Raw genomic sequence first — 25,276 nt, forward strand, 5'->3', positions numbered from 1 at the left:
TAAATTGAGCTAATAATTAACAAAAAATTCAAATTCGAAATTTGGCTGCCAATTAGCCTACCCTTCTCATTGGACATAACAACTGTTTGTATTTTTATAAAAGAGAAGAATACATTAAAACGCCGAACTAACCCCCATAAATTCTACCTTAAAAAGGAAAAATAAAGACAGCAGGTTCCTACTAGATTTGCATAATTATTATATCAATAAATCATTTTAACCTTCATAATCTTTTATGTTTAGCCAATTTCTCGTTACCTCGTTTAAAATTACCCGTAATTTTAGCTAACAATAACTGGATTTCCTTTATCTGACCTTTCACTTCCTGAATTTTTGCTAGAAGACGCTCAGCCTCTTTCTCCTTGACGATTTTGATTTGCTTCCCTTCATAATAAATAACGACAGTCCCCTTTTTGGTCATTTGATAAGTAAATGGTTCCTCGTTTAGTCTATTACGTTTATCGATGTCACTCATCGCTTCATCCCTCGATTTCTTAATAATAATGATTCTTAGCTAAATTCCAATATGTTATTATTAACATATATTATATAAAAATGGTATTTTCAGGGTCACTTTCAGCATAGTGATAAGGAGAGAGGTATGTATATGGAATGGTTGAATGTTCAAACACTTATTTGGTTGTTTCCTATTTTATTTATTATCCATGACTTTGAAGAAATTATTATGATAGAAAAATGGTTACATCACAATCGTCATAAGCTGTATGAAAGATTACCCCCAAAAATAGCCGATAAAGTGGTGAAACAATTTTCAATGACCACAGCACAATTTGCTGTTGCTGTGTTATTTATCTTTTTGTTTGTCAGTCTCTCTACCATTCTGGCTAACTACTATTTCCTAAATGGAGTCACTTTTACTATCTATTTTTTCACAGCTGTTACACTTGTTTTCTTTATCCATGCTTTTACCCATATTGGACAATCGCTCTTATTTCGTTCTGTTACACCAGGAACTATAACATCAGCCATCATCATTATTCCCTATAGCATTATTTTATTTAAATCTTTGTTTACTAGTGGCATCATTACGTGGCCTATCGTTTTGATAAGTCTTCCTTTTGGCATACTATTTTTCCCCATAGTCTTCACTGCTCATTGGATAGGAAAAAGAGTGGTGTAGATACATGTTCATCGTGAAAAGAAAGAAAGGAGGAAATAGAATGGCAAAAATTCCGATTTTTTTAAAATTGATGATTGGTATTGGGATGATGATTATCCTAGCCTCGTTGTACTTTTTAAAAGACCATCCTTATTATTTATGGGTTAGGTGGACAGGTAATATGTTATTGATCGTAGGCATTGTATGGATTCCATTTACGAAAGAAGCGGATAAAAAACAGATAAATACTTAGCTGGTCTTATCTCCTTCACATAGACCTTCGTTTTTTTCTGGAAATACGCCTACTATTATAATAATATGATAAAATCAGATAAAAAAAGAAGGTCTTTGTATGTTAGAAAAACTGAATGTATTTCTCCAAAAATACATTGCGATCCTGACACCATTAAGTTTAATTATCGGTGTTTTCTTAGAAAGCATTGGACATCATTTATTATTCCTCGTCTCCTGGCTATTTGCCTTCATGACATTTTCAGGAAGCTTACATATGAAATTTAAAGATGTAAAAATTTTCATGAAGCATCCAGTACTTATTTTATTCTCCATCCTTTTTCTTCATCTCTTGATGCCTTTATGGGCGTATTTTTTGTCCACCGTTTTGTTCGATGACCATTTGTTGACTGTTGGTTTTGTCTTAGCGGTTGCACTCCCAACAGGCGTAACGAGTGTTATTTGGATCAATATTTGTAAAGGAAACTTACCGTTAGGCTTATCGATTATTTTAATTGATACACTCCTTTCTCCCATCATCCTCCCCTTCATCCTCTATATCGTTTCGGGTGAAAAAATTGAGTTGGATGTGGCATCCCTGATTCTTAACTTGCTGTGGATGATTGTCTTACCTACGATTTTAGGTATTTTAGTGAATGAACTTTCAAAAGGAGCCATCCCCAAAAAAATCGGTAAGAAGCTTGCTCCTTTTTCCAAGCTATGTTTATTTGCAGTTATACTGATTAATAGTAGTGCGATTGCTCCCTACTTAAAGGATATCAACATGCATCTCTTATTCGTGGTGCTTTTAGTGTTCTTGCTTGCTATATCGGGCTATCTATTTGCTTACCTCATTGGTCGATACCTGTTAAAAGATGGCCCTCAAATGGCAACCTTTGTTTTTACTGGTGGCATGAGAAATATTGCCGTCGGTGTCATCGTGGCTACAACGTACTTTCCAGGTAAAGTCGCCATGCCTGTTGTGTTCGGTATGCTATTCCAACAGGTGCTAGCCTCCGTTTTTAGTAAGATGGTGACAAAAAGCACCGTTGTATAGACAGTGTTCTTATTTTAGATTTGCACTTATACTAAATAGGAAAAGCTTTTATTTACATTTGAAGGGTGTGCTAATATGTCATACAATTTCCAACTTACCTCACCAAAAATACCTCCGAATCTTGACAAGGCAAATTTTCAGGATATTTTTTATGATGAAGAACCCTATTTAACAAATTGCATGATTGCTGATACGGTCATGGATCACGAGGACGTTGAACGATTAATCGTCTCTAACGTTATCTTTAAAAATGTCACATTCATCAATTGTACCTTTCAAAAAATTGATTTAACGGATGTCGTTTTTGAAAACTGTGATTTATCTAACTCCAATTTAAGTGAAGGCATCATTCATAGAGTGACCTTTAAAAACTGTAAATTATTAGGGTTGAATTTGACTGAAGCAAACCTCGGCAATGTTTCATTTGAAAATTGTCTTGCAAACTTATGCAATTTCCCTGAAGTGCGCTTCAAACAAGTACTATTTGATAACACCTCCCTACAAGGTGCTAATTTTTATGATTGTTTACTCAATAAAGTGGCGTTTCAGGAAAGTGATCTACATGATGTTGATTTCTCTCAAACTTCGTTAAAAGGAATAGACATCAGTACATGTCAATTTAAAAGACTGCAAGTCACTCCAGAAAGTTTACATGGGTGTGAAGTCTCTACTGAACAAGCGATAGGTTTTGCTTCATTACTAGGCTTGAAGGTTAAATACTAGTTTAAGTGCTTAAAAGTTTAAGAAAAAAATGAAGCGCTTAAGTCAAGTCCTAATTATTGTGTAAAATTCTATACAGAAGTTTTCAACCTAGCGTTTATTCATAGTTCTTGATTGGTGTAGCCAAATTTTGTTTATCTATTTAACAACACTACCATTTTTTGCCCGTAACTTCCATGGGTTTATATCTCCACAGGCAGTAAAGGCTGTCAAAGGCTCTTTTCACTTTGATAGCCTTTACTGCTTGTGGAATACTCCATGAATGGAAGATACGTTGAAAAATACTTGTTCTATTTGGTTAAACCTTTTTTCTTTGAGTAAATCGTTTCTTGATACTGCATTAAAATAGCACCTACCAATCTAAAGGCAGACTGCGTATTTGGAAAGATTCGTATGACCTTTTCTCTTCTACGCACTTCTTGATTTAATCGTTCAAGTGAATTTGTACTTCGAATATGACAGCGTATATCTGCTGGATAATTCATGTATTGGATGGTATCTTCGAAACCTTCATCTAAGATAGTAAGAGCTTTTTCGTACTTTGGATTATTTCCAAATTGGTCCATTAATTCATCCTTAAACTTTCGAATATCTTCAAGGGTTACGGCTTCAAAAATGCGCTTCATCATCATTCGGATATCAACGGAGTCTTTTTTAGGAAGCTTCTCGATAATATTTCGTTTAAAATGCACATTACATCTTTGCCAAGCAGTGCCGATAAATTCACGCTGTATCGCTTTTTGAAGCCCTTGATGAGCATCTGAAATCACTAGTTGAGGTGATTGAAGTCCACGTGATTTGAGTTGTTTAAAAAAAGAGCTCCAACTATCAAAACTTTCAACATGATCCACACTTAAACCGATAATTTCGCGTTTATTTTCTTCCGTAATGGCCGTAGCGATATAAACAGCTTTTGATACGACACGTTGATGTTCACGTACTTTTATGTACATGGCATCTACAAAAACAAAAGGATAATACATGGTGTTTAATGGACGATTTGCCCATTCGTTCACGATTGGATCCAGTTTCTGTGTGAGTGAAGAAACAAAAGATTTAGAAACGGATTCTCCGCAAAGTTGTTCTACAATATGTGTGACTTTTCGTGTAGAGACGCCATTAATAACCATCTCCAGCATAGAAAGAACAAATGCCTGATCACAACGTGCATACTTGTCAAAAACAGTAGGAGAAAATTCACCATGACGCGTTCTAGGAACTTTTAGTTTTATCTTACCAATACTCATAGTCAGTTCACGTTCATAGTACCCGTTACGGTAATCACGACGCTCATTAGAACGTTCATAGGCAGATGCATGAAGGAAGGTATCTCTTTCTTTTTCCATAAATTCATTTAAGACTAAAATAATAGCTGACTTTACAACAGCATCAATAGTGGAATTCATAACGGAATCTTTTAAAAGATCCATGTCTAGGTTAAACTGTAATTGGGTCATTTTTAATCTACCTCTCTTAAAATGTGTTCGTGGTTGAAAACATTCTAACCAAGAGGAGAGAAAATGACCCCTTTTCTTTTTACACAATTATATGGACTTAATCAGCGCTTATCCTTATTCACGGATAGCGCTCACTATTTTTTCAGTTCTAACCTTCTATTTGAGGAGTATCCTCTACTTTAAGCGTTCTATCCGCTACTTTTTCAGTTCTATCCTGCACTTTTAGAATCCTATCCTTCTATTTGAGGGCTATCCTCACTTTGAGCGTTCTATCCGCTACTTTTTTAATTGTATCCTGCACTTTTAGAATTCTATCCTTCTATTTGAGGGCTATCCCTCACTTTGAGCGTTCTATCCGCTACTTTTCCGGTTCTATCCTTCACTTTTAGAACTCTATCCTTCTATTTGAGGGCTATCCCTCACTTTGAGCGTTCTATCCGCTTCTTTTTCAGTTCTATCCTGCACTTTTAGAATTCTATCCTTCTATTTGAGGGGTACCCCTCACTTTGAGTACCCGCTACTTTTTCAGTTCTATCCTGCACTTTTAGAATTCTATACTTCTATTTGGGGAGTATCCTCTACTTTAAGCGTTCTATCCGCTACTTTTTCAGTTTTATCCTTCACTTTTAGAATTCTATCCTTTTATTTGTGGGCTATCCCTCACTTTGAGCGTTCTATCCGCTACTTTTTTAGTTCTATCCTTCACTTTTAGAATTCTATCCGCTACTTTTTCAGTTTTATCCTTCACTTTCGATTGTCTTTATTTAAAAGCTAAAATCGTAAATTCCCATGGGATATTTTCATTTTTCCAACCACGATGCTCATCAAATTTCTTTAATTTGAAACCTGATGTGATGACAGCATTTATTATTTCACTAAGTGTATAAAACCGTATAGATACATCTGGAAAGTCTTGTTGTTCATGCTCATCAAAGAAATGCTTATACGCTAAGTCTCCATTTTGTAATTCTTGGTCAAAATAACCTTGTTCGATTTGATATTGGATTTCAGCGTTAGGCCCTTTAACTATACATCTTCTTAAGGGATGAAAATCACTGAGAATCATTTCCCCACCATCTTTTAGTAAAGAAAACAGAATCAACATGAATTTATCAATATCATTAAAATAGTGTAATATGCCACCTTCTAAATAAATCATGTCAAAATGGCTTCTATACTTTGTTAAGTCAATATCATCAATGTCAGTGACAATATAATGAATAGAGGTATTTGCATGTTCTGCTAATTCTAAGGCATATTTTTGGTTTTCTGCTGAAATATCAAATACGGTTACTTCAGCACCTAATAATGCTAATGGTACTGCTTTTCTGCCATTTGAACCGCAAATATTGGCAATCTTCTTTCCTTCAATATGTTCAAAGTATTGTTTGTGCTTTTTAAGACATGCGCTAGGGTTTTCTAATATATGAATAGCCAAATCCTTAGGGGTGCCGTTGCTTTTATTCCAAAATTCATATGCTCGATATTCCCACGCCTTTTTATTTTTTATGCTTTGTTCATTCATCTTCAGTATTACGCCTCCTCTGTAGAACGTTGATTAGCTTTTAATATTTGTTATGGTATTCGACACCTAAAATAAAAATGACGCCTATCCATGTTCCAGGATGGCGCCCGATTGAATGACACAGTTAAAGATACCTAATTTTAGAAGGCGTATAATTTTAATAGCTCATGGATTGATAAACGAGAAGTAGCGTCCACTTTAACAAAATACGGTGATTGCCACTTTTTAGTTGCGATTGCCTGTTTGCTGATGGGCGTATCCCAACTAGGGTAAACTCTAATAGCCATTTTTCCCTTTGTATTAGCCGTTTTAAGGATGTTTTGTTGTAAAAGAACTTCTTTTGGAAATACAAATTGGCCAAAATCCCCATTATTATGAAAAGTGTTTATTACCAGTAAATCAGTGGCGTTCTCATATGAGAATGCTTGATTTTTATTAGCTGCATCCTTTTCCCAAAAGGAAACAAACTGTCCTACCTTGGTAGGTGTTATTTTTGCGACTCTAAATCGAACAGATTTCGAATCCAACTGAAACATCCCAGCCCCGTAATCAGCATTTTGAGTTTCCTCTTGGATGTTTTTTATAGTCAAATGATGAGGTGCATAAAGTAATTCATTTACATATGTTAACGCTTTATTAAATTCATTCATAGTTTTACTCCCTATCTTATACGACGAATACCAGTCTATCATTTGCGAACTTGTTACTGTAATTTAAAAAAGCTGTATATAAATGAAACAAAGAATAACAATCAAAACATGGATATGCCAATGTTTTGATTGTTATATTGTGTCCCTAACTTACATTTTTTGATTTTGTATACTTAATTCATTTCTTCTGTTAAAAATCTTTCTCCAAAAGTTGTCATTGTGACTTGAGTTAGATCAACAGAGTGAACTCTTTCATCGTTATATGTATCATCATCGCCAAACCAATAAATTGTAACATCAGCAATATATGTTCTATCATGCATATATTCAATAAGATCTGCCCAAATGTCTAAATTAATATTGTAATCTGTATGAACAGGTATATGGCCATTTTTGATTTCATTTAAGATATTAAGTATTATTTCTTTGTTTTCCAATTAACAACATCACCTTTCCGAAGCGGTGTTTGGTACTGCTCAAAGTAACATTAGTTTGTGATTTTCATATCCCCATGTGATAGATATAATAATTGCCCTCAGACAGTTGTTTAGATATAGAACTCATTTTTTCAAATTTGGCTATCGCATAGTCTCTATCGAAACGCAGTAATTCATCCTCAGAGTAATCATGGTAATAAATCATTTTGAGGATTTCCTCTGGACCATTTTTTAATAAATCACACCAAGCAGTAAAAATCGAAATAAGGCAAGGAGCCGAATGTTCTTCAAATAGGGTGACGCCAATGTTATGAAAGCCTATGTCTTGAGGCATGCCAGGCAAGCTAGGGTTCCTGCATGGAATCCATGTAAGTGAATCAAAAATATATTCAACTAGGTTGTCTTCAAGTCCAATGTATTCAACAATTAAATCTTTGTATTGCTCTTTATCTCTCCAAAAATATTGAAAAAATTCTTCATCTTGTGTTTCGATCTTTTTTATTAAATAAAAATCATGCATAAATACCCTCCATATGTAGTAAAACCATTTAATGTAATTAATAACCATCTTATCATATAATGTTCATTCATTTGTTTCAAATATTTATCTTCGCTGTAATAAAGTATGCTGCTTCATTAATTGAATGAAATATAGCCCCCAAACCATCGTTTGATAACAAAAGTTAAAAAAATAGGGAAACATTGTGGCATCACTATTACTTAAGATTTTTAAAATGTAGTTTAATTGATTTACATTGATCCAAAACGGTGCGCTACTAAGGGTGAGAGGTTCTTTTGGACCATAATTTTTTTTGCAAAATTGGCTACTAGTGACAGAGCCTTACTACAGCTTATTGGAGGAAGGCTCCTTAAAGTGGTTTAAAAAGTTTCTTTTACACACTTGACTTTCCCCTGTACTGGAAACTATATACTTACATTAAGTTATTAGATTGGAGGTGATATTTTGTTTAAAATCAGTGAATTTTCCAGGCTAAGCAAAGTATCCTTAAAAACATTGCGCTATTATGATCAGATTGGCATATTAAAGCCGAGAAAGGTGGACGATGACACCTGCTACCGATATTATTCAGCAGACCAGCTACTTGAGCTCAACCGAATCTTTCTCTATAAGGAATTGGGGTTCACCTTGCCACAAATTATACGTTTGCTCCATGAGGATATTACGTTAAAAGATATTCAAGGGATGTTTAAGCTGAAGAAAAATGAAATCCAACATATTATCGATACAGAACAAGCCAAGCTCGCACGGATTGAAGAGCGTATGCAACTATTAGAACGAGATGGACAAGTGGAATCAGATCAAGAAATTCGAATCAAGGCAGAAGGTGCTCAGCAGTTCCTATCATTGAAAGCACGCGGGAGAGAAGTAGATATTCCAGACCTATTTCGTACATTTAATCAATTATTAACAAAGGAAATGCGCCATTTGGCTCAAAGTCCCCAGGTCGTTTTATGGAAAGAAATAGAGGAAAAAGAAGACGAGTTTGAATTTGAAGTCGGGTATTTTTTAACCAAGGAGCTTCCATCATTCCCCGATACATTTCAACTACGGACGCTTCCTTCAGAGTCAATGATGGCCACAATGACCTTTCGTTCGGATTCTAACTTTGCTTGTACAGCCTGTGTTGATTTAGCTAACTGGATTGTGAAAAATAACTATCAGATCAAGGAAAACGAACCAGGTAGAGAAATATATTTGCCATTATCTACAACACAAAATGTCCAATTAATGGAAATACAAATACCTATTACAAATAGATAGCTGAAAGAAGAGTGAAATGAGTTGAAAAATAATCTGATTATCTATGTGTTATCGCTTGTTGTTTTTCTAATCGGAACAGTTGAATACATTATTACAGGCGTGATTGAAATGATTGCTGTGGACTTTGGAGTAACGATTTCAGAAGCTGGGTTATTGGTGACTTTATTTGCCCTTGCAGCAGCCATTTTCGCTCCAATTCTCATTGCGCTCACGATAAATATGGATCGCAAAAAGTTGCTCATGGCTACCGTTAGTGTGTTCATTGTCAGCAACGGATTAATGTTTATAAGCCCTTCTTATGAATTTGCACTATGGATACGAATTATTCAAGGGGTTAGCGGTGGAATCGCTACAGTGGTAGCCATGGCAGTAGCTACGCGACTAGTTGAAAAAGAACGAAGAGGTCGTGCTATTGGTATTATTTTGATGGGCCTAAGCAGTTCGCTCGTGCTAGGTGTTCCAATTGGCACCTTTTTTAGTGAAATGTTTGGATGGAGAGTTTTATTTATTTTAATCGGTTTATTAACCATTTTGCCATTGTTTATCATCTATACAAAGGTTCCAGTCATCAAGGAGGAAGAAGCTGTTACCCTCAGGTCGCAGCTCTTCATTTTAAAAGATTCAAAAATTCTAACTGCCCTGGCTATTACTTTATTTTATGTCGGTGGATACGCTACCCTATTTACTTATATTACGCCGTTTTTGCAAGCCTCATCCACTCTTTCTATGACCGAAATTAGTGGCATTCTATTTCTGGCGGGAATTTGCAGCTTCGTTGGTTCAAAAGTGGGCGGACAATTGGCAGATGCAAAGGGTTCGCGATTCACCATTTGGTTTGGATTGCTGTTACAAGCAGCAACACTCCTCTTATTCGCACTATCAGGTAGCAACCTCTTTGTATTGATCTTGGTTTTGATGATTTTTATGGTAGCAACATGGAGTATTTCCCCTGCCCAACAGCTCCTTCTTGTCACGCTGGTACCTCGAAATCCAGACATTGCCCTAAGCATAAATACTTCCTTTATCCAATTTGGTTTTGCACTGGGCTCGGCATTAGGCGGATTTGTCATCGGCCATACCTCTGTCCTAAATTTGAATTGGGTAGGTTTTGGTACTGTAAGCATCGCTTTATTTCTTGCTATTTTGCTATTCAAAAAAACCCCTATTGCTACGAAAGTAAACTATTAAAAAGCACCAATTCTACTTTTATATTGAAAATCGACCTATTCAATATAAAGGTAGTTTTTCTAATCAAATTAGGAATGAATGAGGCCAACCTTTAGTAAAGCTTCCCTTTTGTCAATATAATGGAGGGTCTCCCCATACTATGTCCCTGCAGGAATATGTACTCTTGATTAAAATCATTTCATACGTGGTGATATAGGTCAGTGTGCCATTTGATGTACCTGTGGCAGCCTCCTCATCAATGCCTTCCGTTGTATCAACATTCTCATACCCAACGAATAGGAAGTAAGTCGCCTATAGTCAAGATCGTATTCTCTCCTACCATGACCTCACATTGATAGTTATCATCATGAATTTGACAAATAAACTCCCTACATCTTCCGCACGGTGGTATGATTGTTCCATCCTTGTAAACTGCAATGACTTTTTTTATTTTACTTTCACCATCCGTAATCATCGCTGCTATGGCTGCGTGCTCTGCACAAAATCCCATAGAGCAAGGCGTATCGATACACACCCCTTTATATACCTTACCATTCTCGCATAAAATGGCAGCAGCAACAGATCCAGCATAAGAATTTCTTGAAATTTGTTTTGGATTTAGGACACTCTTTGCCAAATTGTATAGTTCTTCAAATTCCATCATTTCCATCCCCTTATTAAACTAATTATTTATTTTCTATTTAACTAGATGATCTAGCTTACTGTTAATTTATCTAACTCCATCATATACTTAAGTAACGAAAAGGAGGCTAGAAAATGAAACATCATCCTTTGCACCCATGGCAAAAAGAACAGCATAAACGAGTAAAAGATTTCCATAAAAATCACGCGTTAGCAATAGAAAATGGCGAGAATGGCAATGGATTGTTAGCTAAGTGGGAAAGATTTCTCTACCATAAGGGAAAAGCTCTTTTTAAAGCAGGCAAATAATTAGCTGTTCTTTTTTAGGACAGCTCTTTTTTTGCATAATCTCCTTAAAATGTTCGGTAAAGAATTCTTGACTAACAACTAATTAAGCCACAAAATCACTAAGACTTTTTATGTTATAATTTACACAAAATACATATTAAGGTGATTCTAATGACATTTATCAGAAAATACTTGAATATTGTTTACTTCGTTACACTTTTTTTACTTTTATCTGTTTCGGATTATTTCAAAATAGGTAATTGGGATTTTCTTAATAATCTCTTCTTTTCTTTATGGGCAGTACTTGTTTATGCTTTTTTAAATTGGGCATGGGGTAGTAAAAAATATGAAAAGAAATAGCATGTTGTGCAGTATCATTGGTCCATCCTGAATAGATAGATAGACCTCTATATAAATAAAGACTGAATCTTTAAAGCAACTTCTTTTGGTTTTATATCAATTGTCAACAACTTTTCAATCTCTACCCATATCGGTAGATAAGTTCCACTATCTTTTTTGCTGTCTGAGTATTCTTCACCTTGTCCTGTTCCAAATTTACCCCCAATTATTTCTGATAAGAAAAAATATTGATTGCCATTAAATTTTTCCTCTGCGATACAATCCTTGACCCTAACAATTACACCTAATTCCTCTAATGCTTCCCTCCTTGCAGTATCTTCAGGTTTTTCATTATTCTCCATTCCACCGCCTGGAAAAACATAATAAACGGTACCGTCTCTTTCCCTTCTAATAAGTGCAATCATTTTATTTTCAATTATTACAACCGAACTTCTATCTCTCATGCTTATAACCTTCTTTCAAATTTCCTAACATTTAATTGTACTATTAATTCCTTTTTATTTACTGCACATTATCCTCCGGTTGTGCAGTAAATGCATCATTCCATATTTCATATATTATCCAATTATGCTATCCTTATATAGGTAATTACCTATATATCAGGAGTTGTTATGCAATGAAAACAATGTCTACACTTGGATGGATCATATTTATTTTTGGCATTACTTTGCTTATAAGTGGAGTGGGAAGATTATCTGGTTTCTTTGAATATGATTCAGTTATTCCAAACAAATCTGTTGCACTAATATACATTTCTATGGGCTTTTTTGTCATGTTTATTTCTTACTTTGTGAAACCCAAAAAAGAAAAAGGTTAGTAGTTTTACCAATCAATATCTTTCAAGCATGTTCCTTATATTGTGCAGCAATCAAACCGAACCATGTTTTTAAATATTTCCTAATAATGTTATCATTAACCTAATATCAGGAGTTGTTATGAAATGAAAACACATTCTAAAATTGGACATATCATATTTGTTTTAGGCATCTTATCGCTTTCAATCGGAACAGCGAGATTAACTGGTGCCCTAGAATACAATTCATTTATTTCAAATAAATCTTTTGCAGTACTATTCATTGCCATAGGGGTTTCTGTTATGTTCCTTTCATTCTTTGTAAAACCTCAAAAAGATATCTAATATGTATTGAAAAAGAGGATATATGCTCATATATTGAACATATTATCCTCTTATTAGTTTAGTCTATTTAATCCTCATATTGTTCCGTAAGCGCTACTCGGATTTGAGTAGCGTATTTTTAGCCAGAAATCATTGCCCCAAACTTTAAGCAAAGCATAAATTTTACGTTTTTAAATTCGTTTTTGATTTTAATACCCAAAAATCCCCTTAATCAATTTGAATAAATACCAGTAATTTTCTCATATTATGACTATAGCTAAAAAGGAGCTGTTAAATAAAATGAGAAAAAATCACTTGATCAAAATATTCGTATTTCTAGTCTGTGTTTCTGTAGTAGTTCTGTCTGCTTCTTTTGTCAAAGAATCTCATTCATTCGCAAATGAGATTAAAAAAGTTCAAACCGAAACTCTTGGCATCAGTAAAGAAGAATTAAAACGCTCTAAGTTGGTGGATAATATTAGTAAAGAATTAAAGAAAGAAAACTTACAATTTACATTACAACACGGGGAATTAGACAGTACACCTGTTGAATTCACAGTAAAATTTCCTATTGAACAAAAAGTAGATAAAACTTTAAAAGATAAGGTACAGAGTGTAGCTTCTAGTGTAATAAAGAAAAACAAATTTAACACAGAGCAAATTAAAATCAATGTAATCAATGTTCTTTCTGAAACGCAAGATTTTAAATCTAGAGTAGACGATTTAGGTGGTCAGATTGGGCTTAAATTAATTGAAAATAACTACAAAACATTTGCGATAGAACCTAATGCTATATCTGAAAAAGAAGCTAAAATACTTATTAAATTACCTGTTGAAAATCTCGATGAAAGTACTAAGATGAAAATCCAAAAGATAGCTACAAATGTTATACAAGAGCACACTTTTGATCTATCAGAATTTACGATTAATGTTCAAGGATATTTAGAAGGTCAAACATATTAAATTTACATTTCCAAATGGTATTCCATTACTTTTTTAAAACCGGTTTTCAAAATAAATTTCATTTGTAAAATCGATACAATAAACCGTGTTATTAACTGTTTTTATTGTTTCGCCTTCTATTTCAGTTCGAAAAATTCTTTCATAACAAACAGGGCAAGAACCCTACATATAGCTTTCTTTTTTTCCAAGTTAGCCATTCACCTTACTGCACAATATCTTTCTATTGTTCAGTGAGGTTTATTGTTATCATGACAGGAAAACCTCTAAATATTAGTTAACAAAAAACATAATTTATGTTAACATATTATAAATACCATTATTTAGGGGTGTGTTTTTTTGACTGACAAGAATAGAACATTACTTTGCTCAGTTAGTAGTTTGGCATTATTTACTGTAGGGGCATATAGAATCTTTACAAACAACTTAGAAACGATGTCCATACTAGTAGCATACATTTTTTTGGTTAACGGTTTGATAGGTTTTGTTTCCAGTGTTGTAATGTTGTCTCGAATTGAACGAACTTAGCGTTGCTTTTGTGTAACGCTTTTTTTAATGCTACTGAACAATACCTTCTAATTGCTCAGTTCTAACAAATTTTATAACTCATGGAAAATATCAAGCAACATTTTCCAATACCTTTCGTCCTCTAATTTGAAAAGGAGGGAAATGTAATATGCCTGGTCTGCTTCATACACGCAATTTCCGACTATGGTTTATATGTTTTATTTTTAGTGTATCCATTTTACTTTTGATACTTTTTCTCGGTACAAAAGGTATTTATTTACAGATTGGATTCCCACCAGGAGGAATACATTCTTATCAAATCAAATGTTTATTAATAATTTTAATACTAATATCTAGTGTTTATTTAATTCAACATCTATTTCATAACTTAATAATGACTACCATTGCAACAATCAATAATTGCTTTATATTTTCAGCCATTTTAATAATTTATGTTTTGCATCTTGGTGACGTAGACTATACGACTTTCTCCTCTCCAAAAAATCAAGAAAATTTTGTAGTAGTTGAAAGAGGTTTTGGCGAATTATATCAAATGTCAAAGACAGGATTATTTATGAAATATTTAGCAAATGTACATACTGATGACGGCTATAGACCATTTTCAGAAGGAGCATATCAATTAAATTGGAAAGAGCCAAATACATTAGTCATCAGGCACGCGTTTGATTATATGTCTCCCAATAGTTATACACAGATAGTTACACTAAAATATAATTAGTACTTTTTAAATTTGCACTCGAACTATGCTAGTTACGGGTCACTTCTCGCTGCGTGAACCTTTATTAATTTCTATCCTCAAAATGAAACCATCCATGTTAACCTTAAAGCATGATTTGATTTACATAAATTGGAGATGTACAAATGCTTGTTAATTTACGTTTCTATATACAAGTGGCTTCAACAATTTTAATTATGATCTTTGTCTTCATGAATTTTTTGGGGCTTTGGACCGCAGACAGATTCGTTCAAATTATATTTTTCTTTAGTATGGTAATCGCGGTTTTCAGTGTCGGTATGGAAACGGAGAAAAAGCTAAAAAACAGAAGCTGATTGGACGTGCTAATCGGCTTTTTTTATGTTCAATCTTTTTAAAAATTCCATTTCAAATCATCTATGGTAAAAATAGATAATTACTGGTATATTATAGGTTGTATTCTATTCATTTCATGAAAGGTGGTGCATTGATGGATAAAACACTGGAAGATTTACAAAAGGAAATGATCGTTGAAGTAAAAAAAGGATTCCCCATTTTACTTGCTGGTGCCGTTGTCTTTTTACTTTTCACCCTAATGCCCTTAGTTTTGCCAATGGAAACTGTACATTTAATTTGGATATTTGGCTTAGGCGCTATTTTTCCTATCGGTATGTTCATTAGTAAAATTCTTGGTATTAATTTAAACGCTACTGGTAACCCTTTAGGGACGCTAGGAGGAATCGTTGCCGCTCCTCAAGCTTTTTACATACCTGTATTTATCATTGTGTATATGAACATACCTGAATACCTTCCCTTCACAATTGGTTTACTTGCAGGCTCTCATTTTCTTCCTTACATATGGATTTATAAAAGTAAAGCTTATTTATTTGTGACTTTAGGCGTCTGTTTTTCTGCTTTGATTTTAGGTGGCTTCTTTGTTGATCAAGCTTTCACACTTGTACCTTTAGCAATCTCTATCGTGTATGGAATGGGCGTTCTTTTGATTCTAAGAGAGCTTAAAGTCAATCCGATTTAATCACCTTCCTCAAGGTGATTTTTTTTTGGACACTATCTATCGTTTAATTATTCCAGACCGCATTCAACCTGAGAAATAAAGTATTCATTTCCTATCCCATGCTTGTTCCTTTACAATAAACGTATTAATAAATGAAAGGATGGATGGATTTGCTGTTTCCATATCGTAATGATCTTAGGAAAACATTAATACCTTACCTAACTAATCTTGATGAAGCGTTTTGGTATAAGAAATCCGATTTTTATCCAAATAATGTAGCTTGGGTTATTTCTCATCTATCAAGTAGCGAAGACTATTGGGTGAATGAAATTGGTCTTAAAAAACCTTGTATGTTAAACCTTCACGATGATTGTTCGCCTAAGGAAATACTAGATAGCTATATTGAAATTAGAAATTATACGGATAACATTCTACATACATTAGACGATTCGCAGCTCAATCAATTAGTCGTAGTGCCAAAGTTTTCCGATGGTTGGACACCACCTTCCGTACCTACACTTAACTGGTTGTTTCATCATGTTTACTCGCATGAAGCTTACCATGTTGGGCAAATCTCTGTTATCGCGCACCTTAATGGATTTCCAAAGCCATTATTTTAATAAAGGCAAAGCAATGAAAAGAACAACTTGTTTAAATGGAGGAACAGTAATTTGAAAAAATTTCGTGGGAAAAAGCGTTATTTCCGTAACTTATGGCGAGAAACAACGGCAGAGCCATCTGATGTAGACTTTGGCAAAGAAGGTTGGTTTGATTTGTGGCACACCCACCTTGATTTTTACGGGTATGGCAATAATGGTTTGAAGATACGAAGAGAGCATATAAAAGCACATATCGCCTTGTATAACCATTTATCAGAAAAGCTTTCGACACTCGGAAAACCCTATCAATTGTGGATGGAGTTCGTGGAGGAAGATGCTAGTTTGGATTCAGTAAATATACATACGCCTAATCCAGCTGAGGATAATTTCCCACTAACAATAGCAAATGTAGATTGGGATTGCCCTGTCCCAAAATTCTTTAAGGATTTAATAAATCTGAACGAATTGAATGTAGGACACTATAAGCAGGAATCAACTAATAGCTATTTCATCCAGTCTAAAAATAATGGGGTGAAATTGTAAAGGTGGAAACCTACAAAAGGAAGGCTTCCCCCACCATACTCTCTGTTGTGGTGATTAACAGAATGGAGGTTTGTTCTTCACGTTTCTTCCCCTCTATCTCGTATGGAAGTAATGCCCTTTGCATCCCTCTCCCCTTGGAAAACAATGTATATTCTATTATACTTAATAAAAAATGACTTGAGGATGGTGGGATTATTATGATGTTTGCTCCATTATTTGAACAGGATGTACCAGCACTTCTTCTTCTTTAACGGTAGAAGCGCTTTTTCTCCGTTAAGGGCATAGGTATCTATGAAAACGGAGGAAAAAACATGTGAAATCTAGTAATCGGCGCCATCTTTTTATCGCTTGCCGCAAGTATTTGGGGTGCTATGTATGTCGTCGTTAAAGTAGTGGTGGAGGTTGTGCCACCATTAGAGCTTGTTTGGATGCGTTATTTGATTGCGGTGATTGCACTCGGTATCATTGGTATCGTGATGAAGCAATCTTGGAAAATAGTGAAAAAAGATTGGTTGATTATTTTTCTTGTTGGACTTATCGGGAACACCATTTCGATTGTTACGCAGGAAATGGGTACAATGCTGTCCACTGCGCAGATGGGGGCAATCATTACAGCAACAACTCCTGCTTTTATGGTCGTCTTTGCCCGTTTGATTTTAAAAGAAAGCATTACGCTGAAAAAGTGTTTGTCCATCGCTCTTGCCACGATGGGCGTGGGGATCATTGTAGGTAATGGTCAAATCGACGTGACACAGCAATTAGGTGGACTCTACTTACTGCTTGCTGCCTTAACGTGGGCATTGATGTCGGTGTTAATCAAAAAGGTGCCAAGCCATTACTCACAAATTGTTGTTACAACCTATACATCTTTGATTGCTGTGATGCTATTGACTCCCTTTGTCCTTCCAAGGCTAAAAGATTTGGATCTAGCAAGTGTTTTGCAGCCAACGATTTCAGGGGGCTTGCTCTACTTAGGCATTGTCTCAACAGCTGGTGGTTTTTTACTATGGAATAAAGGGCTTCAACTAATGAATGCGTCTAGTGGCGGCTTATTTTTCTTCTTTCAACCTATTGTTGGCACATTTTTAGGCTGGCTCTTATTGGGAGAGACGATCGGGCTTTCCTTTTGGATAGGCTCCCTGTTAATTTTTAGTGGCGTTTTTATTGTCATTCGAGAGGAATAAATCGAAGTGCGTTTCTATGTTAGATAGAGACGCACTTTTTGCATCCTTATAGTCATCGAAAATCATGGTAGCACATATATTGCATAAGCTTAAAGGAGCTGATACTATTGATCATCTTTTTAAATAACTTAAAGGATTTTACTTTATTAATTTTTTTACTTGCTAGTATGATCTATTGTCGACAGCTAAAATTAACGAAGTGGCAACGAAAATTATCGCTTGGTGAATGGAGCATGTATATCCTCCTTTCTATTGCCCTTCCCCTTTACGCAGTGCTTTATCTTGCTTTTCTTTTAGGGACATAGGAACATGAAATTTTGGGAGGGATTTCATGTTTCAAACAGTCGATTCACCGATTTTTCCTTTATTTTCGAGGGAATAGCATTTTATAAAGCGCTCAAGTTCGCTATACTATAAACAGTCTATATGGGAGGTTTTTGTTTGTTCAACTTATGTTTAAGCATTGTGAGTACGCTTTCTTAATACAGGGAATGTAGCAAGAAAGCACCATTTATAGATTTTCAAAAGAACAGGAGATTACAAATGGACATGATTATTAGACAAGAACTCACAGCAGATTATCAAACAACGGAGGCCATTGTGAAAAGTGCTTTTTTGAATGAAGCATACAGTGATCATCAGGAGCATTTGCTGGTACAGCGCATTCGCCAAACAGATGCCTTTATCCCTGAGCTATCACTCGTTGCTATTCAACAAGACGAACTGGTTGGTCATATTCTTTTATCAAAAATTCACATACTGGATGGTGACAAAGCTGTGGAATCATTAGCTCTTGCCCCTGTCTCAGTTGCCCCTTCTCATCAGAAAATGGGTATCGGCAGTCAATTAATTCGTGCGGCTCTCAAAAAAGCACAGGAGCTAGGGTACCATTCTGTCATTCTGTTAGGTCACAAAGATTACTACCCAAAGTTTGGCTTTCAACCAGCAAGCAACTGGCATATTCGAGCACCGTTTGAAGTACCAGACGAAGCATTTATGGCTCTTGAATTAACAGAAAATGCACTTGCCGATGTGCGGGGTATTGTGCGTTATTCAGAAGCTTTTGCATAATAAAAAGAGAGGTTGTCCTAAAAATAGGCAACCTCTTTTATTAATGATTTTTTACACTATAAAGATGCTAGCCAGTTATTAGTATCAGCGATGGTTGGGTTAGCGAGATAATGGCCGCCTTCAATTTGCAATGTTTGGCCCGTCATAAATTTTGATTCGTCAGAGGCTAAAAATACCACTGCATGGCCAATATCATCTGCTTCCCCATGATAAGGTAGCGCATTAAATTTTCCATAGATTGCTAGCATTTCCTCTGGCATATTGTTTTTTGCAGCTGGTGTTAAAATTAGCCCTGGTGCAACCGCATTACAACGAATATGATCCTTCCCAAATTGTGTCGCAATGTTTCTCGTCATATTCACCACCCCTGCTTTTGTCGCCCCATAGGCTGTACGGATTTGGTCACTGGCGAATGCCGCCATAGAAGCCGTATTAATAATTGAGCCCCCGCCCGCTTTTTGCATATGTGGAATCGCAAAACGACTGCCAAGTAAGATGGATTTTAAGTTCACATTGACTAAACGATCCCACTCATCTAAATCAATATTCAAAACATCTAAATCCTTCTTCAGGTTAGTTAGACCAACATTATTAAAGAGCACATTTAATGAGCCGTATCGTTCTACCGTGAAGTTCACGGCCGCTTCAATGGAGGAAGCATCCCCTGCATCAAGGAAAACCGCTGCCGCCTCATACCCTTCTTTGACTAAAGTAGCTGCCGCCTCTTTTGCCCCCTCTACATTGAAATCAGCAATAACTACTTTTGCGCCCTCTTTTGCTAATAAGCTAGCTGCGGATAAACCAATACCAGAAGCCCCACCTGTCACTAATGCCACTTTATTTTTTACTCGATCCATTTTTAATTCCTCCTTCAATCACACGAAAAAGAGCGAATTAGCTCTCTTACCGTTGAATAGTTTAACATTAAACTATCTATTTTTAAACTAATAGCCTTGAATGTGAAGTGTATATTTTCAATCTGAATCGAGATACTTAAAAATAAAGTACTTTCAATAAGGACGTGCAAGCAAATGCGGAAGAAAATTACTTTTTCACTATTTATTTTTTTAATTTACCAAACCATTGATCATGTTAGTGCGCATCCTCAGCCGCCCACTTTTGAGGAAAAATTTGATGAAGCGGGCTATCAATCAGTAGAAGCAGCTGTGAAGGAATTTGAACAGTATTATACTAAGATCAAACTGCCAACTGTTTTCCCCCCATTTTCCATCACGCATAAATTTGGCCGATTTTACAAAGATCATGAATATGGCATAAATGATGCACTAAACATTCTCTATGTTCATAACGAAATGAAACAGCATATTTTTAAAATCGATATTCGACCTATTCAACAAAAAGTGAGCTTTTCAGGAAAAGCCTATACACTGCAGGATGGTAGTCAGGGGATTTATTTTGAGCACCTACTTTTTAATTTCTTTGTCTTTGAAGAAAACCATTTACAATATCTTCTCAGCATTTATAAAGATGTCACGAATCATGAAACACCCAATCTTTTCGTTCAAATAGCCAATTCAGTCAAGTCAAATGAAGTATATTTTCCTTCATCTATACAATGAATAAGTTGTTATGCTATAATACTTTAGAAAACCTCAAAGGGTATCAACCAATTCTGAGCTACAGTGATGCATATCGCTGTAGCTTTTTCTATGTTATAATTTCCTTAAACTTACATTATGAGGTGAGAACATGGAAACGAATACATATAGTTGTAAGGCCTGTGGTGGTCAATCTTTTTCTGAAGGGAAATTAGATGGCTATGCGGCTTTAAGACCCGTGAATAGCATCTTTTCTTCTGGCTCTCCTCTTATTTTTACTGTCTGTACGCAATGTGGAGAAATTGCCTCTATTAAAGCCACAAAACCTGAAAAGTTCAAGTAAAAAACAAGAGAGCATCATTTCAAGAAAAATGAAATTTGCTCTCTTGTTTTATATTTCTTTATTATTCTTCTTCCCCCATTGATACGGCTTTTTGGACCAATTCCACATCCAAATAAAGAAATAGATGATGACCATCGTTATCACCATCATCGTCACATTTTCTCCCCATGTAATCGGCTCTTGCACCGTTCTTACAAGGAAGTACAAAACAGGATAAATAAAATGAACTACTTGATCCCGTCGCATCCAAACACGCCTCCTTTTGGAAAGGTGATTTCCCTACTGATCAATCATCGTCGCAAGCTTCATCATCGTTTTCCAATTGCGAACTGTAGCGGGCACCTCCAGCTTATGCAGGTGTTGACTAAGTTTGGCATTGCGAATGCTATCGTAAAATAACAGATAGACATCTCTGCCCTTGATAATGCAGCGCTCTTTTTCACTTACATATTGTAATAGCTTAGCACTGTTTATTTCGGTTGGAGCTACTGGTAGTAATGCTACATGGAGACTTTCCCCTGTAGCTGTAGCACTTGCGTCTGTTAAGTCTTGCTCTGGGAAAGGACAATTGTTCACAATCGAGTGGAACTCATCAGCTGTACGGATGATCACTGTACTTGTGATAGTGAATGTAGTTAGGATGGTATCTTGAATTTGCTGTTGCAAGAGTTCTTCAGATTCACTTGATTCGAACAGGATATTGCCACTTTGAATATATGTCCGAATATTTTGGAGTCCTAGTGGTTGCAGGGCATCTCTTAATTCAGCCATTTTTAATTTATTGTGCCCACCTACATTAATGCCTCGTAAAAGTGCTACGTGTTTTGTCATGCGCTTCCACCCTTCCTTTTATCTATAGTATAGCAATAATTAGGGAATAATAGGAAAAACTGCACCCATTTATTCAAGGTGCAGCTTGATTGGCTATGCTAATCGGTGAATATCGTCTATTAAACGCTCCACATTTTCTTTTGTCGTAGCCCAGCTTGTGCAAAAGCGCACAACCGTATGAGTATCATCGTATGTTTCCCAAATAGAGAAGGAATATTTTTCTTCCAACGTCGGAAGTAGATGGTTTGGTAAAATTGGAAATTGCTGATTCGTTTTCGAGTCATAGCGCATTGCGAAGCCTTTGTCGAGAAACGCCTGTCGAATCAGCATCGCCATGTCTACAGCATGATGCGAAATATCCATATAAAGCGTATCTTCAAATAGCGTTTCGAACTGAATGCCCAATAATCGACCTTTGGCAAGCAGCCCTCCTCTTTGCTTGATCATGTAGCGGAAATCTTTTTGGTACACAGGATTCACGATCACGACTGCTTCCCCAAACAATGCACCCATTTTAGTGCCACCAATATAAAAAACATCCACAAGCTTAGCGATTTCTGCTAAAGATAAATCGCTGTCTTGTGCCACGAGACCATAGCCTAAACGAGCACCATCTAAAAACAGCGGTAAATCACAGGCTCGGCAAACTTCACTTAAAGCCGTTAATTCTGCCTTACTATAAGTTGTACCATTTTCTGTAGGATGAGATATGTACACTAAGCCTGGCTGCACCATATGCTCATGCGTACTGTCCTGCCAATGCGCATCATAGCAAGCTTTCACCTGTGCCGCAGTTAGCTTGCCATCATCGCTAGGCAATGTCAGCACCTTATGACCCGTTGCCTCAATAGCACCCGTTTCATGCACCGCAATATGCCCCGTACTGGCAGCAATAACGCCCTGATGCGGCCTTAAAATCGACGCAATAACGATTGTATTCGTTTGCGTACCACCAACTAAAAAGTGAATGTCTGCCTGCTCCGCTGCAATGGCTTTTTTAATAGAGGCTCTTGCTTTTTCACAATGCTCGTCCATACCATAGCCTGGTGTTTGTTCTTCATTTGTGGCCACTAATCGTTGCAAAATCTGTGGATGGGCACCCTCTGCATAATCATTTTCGAATCGTATCATCTCTACTACTACCTCCAAATTCTCTCTATCTAATACTCTATCTTACGCCTGTTGCCTTATTTTCGCTATTTGTTTAGCTGAAAAAATACTGAATAGTAAATAGCTTCTTATTTATTGGGCTAGAGATTGTCCTCCAAAAGTACAATGACGCACCAAAACTTAGTCGAGGATGCTAAATCTATTCCGTTCTTTTCAACAGTTGTAGATATTTGTGAGGCGATGAAAAATATCCATTCAAATATGTACGATAGAAGAGATACGAGCCAAGCTGATCTCCTCTTCTTTAGGATCACCTTGGATTCTCTTTGGAGCGGCTTCTCCTTATTTGGGATCACTTTAGCAACACTTTGGAGCGGGTTCTCCTTATTTTAGATCACCTTGGACTCACTTATGAGCGGGTTCTTCTTATTTTGGATCACCTTGGACTCACTTATGAGCGGGTTCTTCTTATTTTGGATCACCTTGGACTCTCTTTAGAGCGGCTTCTTCTCATTTTGGATCACCTTGGACTTGCTTTGGAGCAGGTTCTCCTTATTTTGGATCACTTTGGACTCTTTTTGGAGCGGGTTCTTCTTATTTTGGATCACTTTAGCCTTACTTTGGAGCGTGGTCTCCCTTAGTTGGATCACTTCGGCATCACCTTCGAGGCGGCTTCCCAGTTAGATCACTTTGACCTCACTTTGGAGCGGCTTCTCCTTATTTTAGATCACCTTGGACTCTCTTTAGAGCGGCTTCTTCTCATTTTGGATCACCTTGGACTTACTTTGGAGCGCGGTCTCCTTATTTTGGATCACTTTGGACTCTTTTTGGAGCGGGTTCTTCTTATTTTGGATCACCTTGACCTCTCTTTGGAGCGGGTTCTTCTTATTTTGGATCACTTTGGACTCTTTTTGGAGCGGCTTCTCCTTATTTTGGATCACTTCTACCTCACTTTGGAGCGGCTTCCCTTTATTTTGGATCACTTCTACCACATTTAGGAGCGGCTTCCCCTTATTTTGGATCACTCCAACCACTTTTCCAGAATGGTCACCTTCATTCCCCGCCGGAGCCACAGGATGAGTCACTCGTTGTAGCACTAGAATCGGTACATTGGTGGCTGTCTTGGGAGGAAAGATGTGCATCGTTTGTTGAAAAATCGTTTGTGGAATGGATGTGGTGGTTGTGCTCGTTTGATTTGCTGTGATTTTTATTTGCATTACTGACGATGCCTATGACAACGACCACGCCAACAAACACGATAAATATAATCAATTATTCCAACTCCTTTCATTCATTCTATAAATTGTAACATTAAATCAACGCTCGGTAGTATAGTTCTATGTAAAAGTGGCGATGGCTTTGTCTTCTCTATGCTTGATAAAAGAACACCACAATCCAAAATGATTGTGGTGTTCATGTTATGATTGCGATTTGCGTGTGGCGGATTTTTTTGAACGATTCCCTTCGTTCGAATTTTTCTTTTGCTCTTGTGTTAAAGCATTTTCTTCGCGCACATCTAAATCATCTGGACTTAAATCTGTCGCTAATTCCGCCAACTCTGACTGACGTTTATATTGTTTGCCCTTTGTCAAAATGATCACCTCCAAGTAGTATTACATTGCCCTATTTGGTTTGATCTATTCCCAGGACGGTATGAAATGATTATTTCTAGCTAAACTAATGGCACCATCTGTTGGTTCAAAAGATGGTGATACGCTTGTAAATCTTGGTCGTATAATTTCTGGTAGGTCGCTAGGCTATGCTGTTTGATATAGTGAAAGTCCTTTTCAGGAACGAGATGATGTGTATGATTCAGCATCCATGCATTCGTCCAGGCCGTTTGCTCAAATTGACGATTCATTTCATGTTCTTCAATCAGCATGGCTAATAATTGTTCCTGACGATATATTTCCTTTAAGGCATGTTGCTTTTTCATCGTAAAGATTTCCATTGTACGTGGAAGTGATGCCTGTAATGCTTCTCGATCCACAGCATGACCTAGCTCATGTAGGGTCATTGTTTTGACATACACTTCAAGTGAAGTTGGGAGCATTAGCTCATTTCTTGCCTCTACTAGTCGTTTCGCATCAAAACCTACATAATCCCCAATAAAGTTATAACTCATATTCATACCTGAATCATCTTGTTTTATCTTGACCGCCATGTTCACAGTCTGCACGACGGATTGAATTACCTGCAATCGTTCGTTTTCTTTATGTTGTGTCATTTCCTCTGAAAACAAGTAGAAGCGGATTAAATATATACTACCATTAGGAGAGCTTCAA

General features: G+C 36.2%; 34 protein-coding genes. 19 read left to right on the forward strand and 15 right to left on the reverse strand.

Annotated elements, in window-relative coordinates; all coding sequences use genetic code 11:
- Positions 1-223: 223 nt before the first annotated feature.
- Positions 224-475: a hypothetical protein gene (locus ACEVFT_RS22895; RefSeq protein ID WP_393951412.1), complete on the reverse strand. Its 252-nt coding sequence runs from the start codon at positions 473-475 to the stop codon at positions 224-226.
- Positions 476-607: 132 nt separating this feature from the next.
- Here ACEVFT_RS22895 and ACEVFT_RS22900 point away from each other — a divergent pair, with 132 nt between their 5' ends.
- The 4 genes from ACEVFT_RS22900 to ACEVFT_RS22915 all read left to right on the forward strand — a co-directional run bounded on the left by ACEVFT_RS22900 (position 608) and on the right by ACEVFT_RS22915 (position 3,131).
- Complete coding sequence (locus ACEVFT_RS22900) at positions 608-1,141, forward strand: HXXEE domain-containing protein (RefSeq protein WP_393951413.1); 534 nt, start codon at positions 608-610, stop codon at positions 1,139-1,141.
- Between the two features lie 40 nt (positions 1,142-1,181).
- Entirely contained in the window at positions 1,182-1,373 is a 192-nt protein-coding gene (locus ACEVFT_RS22905) for a hypothetical protein (RefSeq protein ID WP_393951415.1), read from the forward strand.
- A 99-nt stretch (positions 1,374-1,472) separates the two neighbouring features.
- On the forward strand, positions 1,473-2,408 hold the full coding sequence (locus ACEVFT_RS22910; protein WP_393951416.1) for a bile acid:sodium symporter family protein: 936 nt from the start codon (positions 1,473-1,475) through the stop codon (positions 2,406-2,408).
- Between the two features lie 75 nt (positions 2,409-2,483).
- Entirely contained in the window at positions 2,484-3,131 is a 648-nt protein-coding gene (locus ACEVFT_RS22915) for a pentapeptide repeat-containing protein (RefSeq protein ID WP_393951417.1), read from the forward strand.
- A 287-nt stretch (positions 3,132-3,418) separates the two neighbouring features.
- Here ACEVFT_RS22915 and ACEVFT_RS22920 read toward each other — a convergent pair whose 3' ends face one another.
- The 5 genes from ACEVFT_RS22920 to ACEVFT_RS22940 all read right to left on the reverse strand — a co-directional run bounded on the left by ACEVFT_RS22920 (position 3,419) and on the right by ACEVFT_RS22940 (position 7,717).
- On the reverse strand, positions 3,419-4,585 hold the full coding sequence (locus ACEVFT_RS22920; RefSeq protein ID WP_393951418.1) for an IS256 family transposase: 1,167 nt from the start codon (positions 4,583-4,585) through the stop codon (positions 3,419-3,421).
- Between the two features lie 760 nt (positions 4,586-5,345).
- Positions 5,346-6,110 (reverse strand): class I SAM-dependent methyltransferase, encoded by a 765-nt coding sequence (locus ACEVFT_RS22925; RefSeq protein WP_393951419.1) that lies wholly within the window; start codon positions 6,108-6,110, stop codon positions 5,346-5,348.
- 140 nt (positions 6,111-6,250) lie between these two features.
- Entirely contained in the window at positions 6,251-6,760 is a 510-nt protein-coding gene (locus ACEVFT_RS22930) for a MepB family protein (RefSeq protein WP_393951420.1), read from the reverse strand.
- A 173-nt stretch (positions 6,761-6,933) separates the two neighbouring features.
- Entirely contained in the window at positions 6,934-7,197 is a 264-nt protein-coding gene (locus ACEVFT_RS22935) for a hypothetical protein (protein ID WP_342443452.1), read from the reverse strand.
- A 64-nt stretch (positions 7,198-7,261) separates the two neighbouring features.
- Entirely contained in the window at positions 7,262-7,717 is a 456-nt protein-coding gene (locus tag ACEVFT_RS22940; RefSeq protein ID WP_393951421.1) for a hypothetical protein, read from the reverse strand.
- A 444-nt stretch (positions 7,718-8,161) separates the two neighbouring features.
- Between ACEVFT_RS22940 and ACEVFT_RS22945 the strand changes: the two genes are divergently transcribed.
- Together ACEVFT_RS22945 and ACEVFT_RS22950 are read left to right on the forward strand one after the other, a co-directional pair.
- Positions 8,162-8,980, forward strand: a complete 819-nt coding sequence (locus ACEVFT_RS22945; RefSeq protein WP_393951422.1) for a MerR family transcriptional regulator — start codon at positions 8,162-8,164, stop codon at positions 8,978-8,980.
- A gap of 21 nt (positions 8,981-9,001) precedes the next feature.
- Entirely contained in the window at positions 9,002-10,168 is a 1,167-nt protein-coding gene (locus ACEVFT_RS22950) for an MFS transporter (RefSeq protein WP_393951423.1), read from the forward strand.
- Between the two features lie 262 nt (positions 10,169-10,430).
- Here ACEVFT_RS22950 and ACEVFT_RS22955 read toward each other — a convergent pair whose 3' ends face one another.
- A complete protein-coding gene (locus ACEVFT_RS22955; protein ID WP_393951424.1) occupies positions 10,431-10,808 on the reverse strand; it encodes a cytidine deaminase family protein in 378 nt (125 codons plus the stop codon).
- Positions 10,809-10,924: 116 nt separating this feature from the next.
- Between ACEVFT_RS22955 and ACEVFT_RS22960 the strand changes: the two genes are divergently transcribed.
- Positions 10,925-11,098, forward strand: coding sequence for a hypothetical protein (locus tag ACEVFT_RS22960; protein WP_342534540.1), 174 nt, complete (start codon positions 10,925-10,927; stop codon positions 11,096-11,098).
- A 386-nt stretch (positions 11,099-11,484) separates the two neighbouring features.
- On the opposite strand, the gene ACEVFT_RS22965 is transcribed toward ACEVFT_RS22960, so the two are convergent.
- On the reverse strand, positions 11,485-11,880 hold the full coding sequence (locus ACEVFT_RS22965) for an NUDIX hydrolase (protein ID WP_342443446.1): 396 nt from the start codon (positions 11,878-11,880) through the stop codon (positions 11,485-11,487).
- A 173-nt stretch (positions 11,881-12,053) separates the two neighbouring features.
- Here ACEVFT_RS22965 and ACEVFT_RS22970 point away from each other — a divergent pair, with 173 nt between their 5' ends.
- From ACEVFT_RS22970 to ACEVFT_RS23015, 10 genes are all read left to right on the forward strand, one after another.
- The gene (locus tag ACEVFT_RS22970; protein WP_205443146.1) at positions 12,054-12,254 is read left to right on the forward strand and encodes a hypothetical protein; all 201 of its coding nucleotides are present in this window, start codon (positions 12,054-12,056) and stop codon (positions 12,252-12,254) included.
- A 123-nt stretch (positions 12,255-12,377) separates the two neighbouring features.
- Positions 12,378-12,575, forward strand: coding sequence for a hypothetical protein (locus ACEVFT_RS22975; protein ID WP_393951425.1), 198 nt, complete (start codon positions 12,378-12,380; stop codon positions 12,573-12,575).
- 279 nt (positions 12,576-12,854) lie between these two features.
- Positions 12,855-13,517, forward strand: coding sequence for a hypothetical protein (locus ACEVFT_RS22980; protein WP_393951426.1), 663 nt, complete (start codon positions 12,855-12,857; stop codon positions 13,515-13,517).
- A 673-nt stretch (positions 13,518-14,190) separates the two neighbouring features.
- Positions 14,191-14,760, forward strand: a complete 570-nt coding sequence (locus tag ACEVFT_RS22985; protein ID WP_393951427.1) for a hypothetical protein — start codon at positions 14,191-14,193, stop codon at positions 14,758-14,760.
- Positions 14,761-15,226: 466 nt separating this feature from the next.
- Entirely contained in the window at positions 15,227-15,772 is a 546-nt protein-coding gene (locus ACEVFT_RS22990; RefSeq protein ID WP_342443444.1) for a DUF7010 family protein, read from the forward strand.
- A gap of 143 nt (positions 15,773-15,915) precedes the next feature.
- Entirely contained in the window at positions 15,916-16,371 is a 456-nt protein-coding gene (locus ACEVFT_RS22995; protein WP_393951472.1) for a DinB family protein, read from the forward strand.
- Between the two features lie 51 nt (positions 16,372-16,422).
- On the forward strand, positions 16,423-16,893 hold the full coding sequence (locus tag ACEVFT_RS23000; RefSeq protein ID WP_393951428.1) for a hypothetical protein: 471 nt from the start codon (positions 16,423-16,425) through the stop codon (positions 16,891-16,893).
- A gap of 326 nt (positions 16,894-17,219) precedes the next feature.
- Positions 17,220-18,077, forward strand: a complete 858-nt coding sequence (locus ACEVFT_RS23005) for a DMT family transporter (protein WP_393951473.1) — start codon at positions 17,220-17,222, stop codon at positions 18,075-18,077.
- 107 nt (positions 18,078-18,184) lie between these two features.
- Positions 18,185-18,382 (forward strand): hypothetical protein, encoded by a 198-nt coding sequence (locus ACEVFT_RS23010; RefSeq protein ID WP_393951429.1) that lies wholly within the window; start codon positions 18,185-18,187, stop codon positions 18,380-18,382.
- 238 nt (positions 18,383-18,620) lie between these two features.
- On the forward strand, positions 18,621-19,148 hold the full coding sequence (locus ACEVFT_RS23015; protein WP_342443441.1) for a GNAT family N-acetyltransferase: 528 nt from the start codon (positions 18,621-18,623) through the stop codon (positions 19,146-19,148).
- Between the two features lie 56 nt (positions 19,149-19,204).
- Here the strand turns inward: ACEVFT_RS23015 and ACEVFT_RS23020 are convergent, their stop codons facing one another.
- Entirely contained in the window at positions 19,205-20,005 is an 801-nt protein-coding gene (locus ACEVFT_RS23020; protein ID WP_342443440.1) for an SDR family NAD(P)-dependent oxidoreductase, read from the reverse strand.
- A 174-nt stretch (positions 20,006-20,179) separates the two neighbouring features.
- Here ACEVFT_RS23020 and ACEVFT_RS23025 point away from each other — a divergent pair, with 174 nt between their 5' ends.
- Together ACEVFT_RS23025 and ACEVFT_RS23030 are read left to right on the forward strand one after the other, a co-directional pair.
- Entirely contained in the window at positions 20,180-20,728 is a 549-nt protein-coding gene (locus tag ACEVFT_RS23025) for a carbon monoxide dehydrogenase (protein WP_393951430.1), read from the forward strand.
- Between the two features lie 130 nt (positions 20,729-20,858).
- Positions 20,859-21,050 (forward strand): hypothetical protein, encoded by a 192-nt coding sequence (locus ACEVFT_RS23030; protein ID WP_205443131.1) that lies wholly within the window; start codon positions 20,859-20,861, stop codon positions 21,048-21,050.
- Positions 21,051-21,098: 48 nt separating this feature from the next.
- On the opposite strand, the gene ACEVFT_RS23035 is transcribed toward ACEVFT_RS23030, so the two are convergent.
- The 6 genes from ACEVFT_RS23035 to ACEVFT_RS23060 form a co-directional block, all read right to left on the reverse strand.
- Entirely contained in the window at positions 21,099-21,296 is a 198-nt protein-coding gene (locus tag ACEVFT_RS23035) for a hypothetical protein (protein ID WP_393951431.1), read from the reverse strand.
- A 33-nt stretch (positions 21,297-21,329) separates the two neighbouring features.
- Entirely contained in the window at positions 21,330-21,881 is a 552-nt protein-coding gene (locus ACEVFT_RS23040) for a DUF1697 domain-containing protein (protein WP_393951432.1), read from the reverse strand.
- 93 nt (positions 21,882-21,974) lie between these two features.
- Positions 21,975-23,012, reverse strand: a complete 1,038-nt coding sequence (locus ACEVFT_RS23045) for a threonine aldolase family protein (RefSeq protein ID WP_393951433.1) — start codon at positions 23,010-23,012, stop codon at positions 21,975-21,977.
- 722 nt (positions 23,013-23,734) lie between these two features.
- Positions 23,735-24,208 (reverse strand): hypothetical protein, encoded by a 474-nt coding sequence (locus tag ACEVFT_RS23050; protein WP_393951434.1) that lies wholly within the window; start codon positions 24,206-24,208, stop codon positions 23,735-23,737.
- A gap of 201 nt (positions 24,209-24,409) precedes the next feature.
- The gene (locus tag ACEVFT_RS23055; protein ID WP_243456430.1) at positions 24,410-24,592 is read right to left on the reverse strand and encodes a hypothetical protein; all 183 of its coding nucleotides are present in this window, start codon (positions 24,590-24,592) and stop codon (positions 24,410-24,412) included.
- 71 nt (positions 24,593-24,663) lie between these two features.
- Positions 24,664-25,218 carry an integrase gene (locus ACEVFT_RS23060; protein WP_393951435.1) on the reverse strand — a complete coding sequence of 185 codons (555 nt, stop codon included), beginning with the start codon at positions 25,216-25,218 and terminating at the stop codon, positions 24,664-24,666.
- Between the last annotated feature and the right edge of the window lie 58 nt (positions 25,219-25,276).

The sequence above is a fragment of the Lysinibacillus sp. PWR01 genome, from assembly GCF_043359455.1.
GTDB classification, from domain to species: domain Bacteria; phylum Bacillota; class Bacilli; order Bacillales_A; family Planococcaceae; genus Lysinibacillus; species Lysinibacillus fusiformis_F.

Excerpts from the sequence above, each read along its gene's own strand:
- ACEVFT_RS22895 (WP_393951412.1), bottom strand. The coding sequence starts at position 475 with ATGAGTGACATCGATAAACGTAATAGACTAAACGAGGAACCATTTACT.
- ACEVFT_RS22900 (WP_393951413.1), top strand. The coding sequence starts at position 608 with ATGGAATGGTTGAATGTTCAAACACTTATTTGGTTGTTTCCTATTTTA.
- ACEVFT_RS22905 (WP_393951415.1), top strand. The coding sequence starts at position 1,182 with ATGGCAAAAATTCCGATTTTTTTAAAATTGATGATTGGTATTGGGATG.
- ACEVFT_RS22910 (WP_393951416.1), top strand. The coding sequence starts at position 1,473 with ATGTTAGAAAAACTGAATGTATTTCTCCAAAAATACATTGCGATCCTG.
- ACEVFT_RS22915 (WP_393951417.1), top strand. The coding sequence starts at position 2,484 with ATGTCATACAATTTCCAACTTACCTCACCAAAAATACCTCCGAATCTT.
- ACEVFT_RS22920 (WP_393951418.1), bottom strand. The coding sequence starts at position 4,585 with ATGACCCAATTACAGTTTAACCTAGACATGGATCTTTTAAAAGATTCC.
- ACEVFT_RS22925 (WP_393951419.1), bottom strand. The coding sequence starts at position 6,110 with ATGAATGAACAAAGCATAAAAAATAAAAAGGCGTGGGAATATCGAGCA.
- ACEVFT_RS22930 (WP_393951420.1), bottom strand. The coding sequence starts at position 6,760 with ATGAATGAATTTAATAAAGCGTTAACATATGTAAATGAATTACTTTAT.
- ACEVFT_RS22940 (WP_393951421.1), bottom strand. The coding sequence starts at position 7,717 with ATGCATGATTTTTATTTAATAAAAAAGATCGAAACACAAGATGAAGAA.
- ACEVFT_RS22955 (WP_393951424.1), bottom strand. The coding sequence starts at position 10,808 with ATGGAATTTGAAGAACTATACAATTTGGCAAAGAGTGTCCTAAATCCA.
- ACEVFT_RS22960 (WP_342534540.1), top strand. The coding sequence starts at position 10,925 with ATGAAACATCATCCTTTGCACCCATGGCAAAAAGAACAGCATAAACGA.
- ACEVFT_RS22965 (WP_342443446.1), bottom strand. The coding sequence starts at position 11,880 with ATGAGAGATAGAAGTTCGGTTGTAATAATTGAAAATAAAATGATTGCA.
- ACEVFT_RS22970 (WP_205443146.1), top strand. The coding sequence starts at position 12,054 with ATGAAAACAATGTCTACACTTGGATGGATCATATTTATTTTTGGCATT.
- ACEVFT_RS22975 (WP_393951425.1), top strand. The coding sequence starts at position 12,378 with ATGAAAACACATTCTAAAATTGGACATATCATATTTGTTTTAGGCATC.
- ACEVFT_RS22980 (WP_393951426.1), top strand. The coding sequence starts at position 12,855 with ATGAGAAAAAATCACTTGATCAAAATATTCGTATTTCTAGTCTGTGTT.
- ACEVFT_RS22985 (WP_393951427.1), top strand. The coding sequence starts at position 14,191 with ATGCCTGGTCTGCTTCATACACGCAATTTCCGACTATGGTTTATATGT.
- ACEVFT_RS22990 (WP_342443444.1), top strand. The coding sequence starts at position 15,227 with ATGGATAAAACACTGGAAGATTTACAAAAGGAAATGATCGTTGAAGTA.
- ACEVFT_RS22995 (WP_393951472.1), top strand. The coding sequence starts at position 15,916 with ATGGATTTGCTGTTTCCATATCGTAATGATCTTAGGAAAACATTAATA.
- ACEVFT_RS23015 (WP_342443441.1), top strand. The coding sequence starts at position 18,621 with ATGGACATGATTATTAGACAAGAACTCACAGCAGATTATCAAACAACG.
- ACEVFT_RS23020 (WP_342443440.1), bottom strand. The coding sequence starts at position 20,005 with ATGGATCGAGTAAAAAATAAAGTGGCATTAGTGACAGGTGGGGCTTCT.
- ACEVFT_RS23025 (WP_393951430.1), top strand. The coding sequence starts at position 20,180 with ATGCGGAAGAAAATTACTTTTTCACTATTTATTTTTTTAATTTACCAA.
- ACEVFT_RS23030 (WP_205443131.1), top strand. The coding sequence starts at position 20,859 with ATGGAAACGAATACATATAGTTGTAAGGCCTGTGGTGGTCAATCTTTT.
- ACEVFT_RS23035 (WP_393951431.1), bottom strand. The coding sequence starts at position 21,296 with ATGCGACGGGATCAAGTAGTTCATTTTATTTATCCTGTTTTGTACTTC.
- ACEVFT_RS23040 (WP_393951432.1), bottom strand. The coding sequence starts at position 21,881 with ATGACAAAACACGTAGCACTTTTACGAGGCATTAATGTAGGTGGGCAC.
- ACEVFT_RS23045 (WP_393951433.1), bottom strand. The coding sequence starts at position 23,012 with ATGATACGATTCGAAAATGATTATGCAGAGGGTGCCCATCCACAGATT.
- ACEVFT_RS23050 (WP_393951434.1), bottom strand. The coding sequence starts at position 24,208 with ATGCAAATAAAAATCACAGCAAATCAAACGAGCACAACCACCACATCC.
- ACEVFT_RS23060 (WP_393951435.1), bottom strand. The coding sequence starts at position 25,218 with ATGACACAACATAAAGAAAACGAACGATTGCAGGTAATTCAATCCGTC.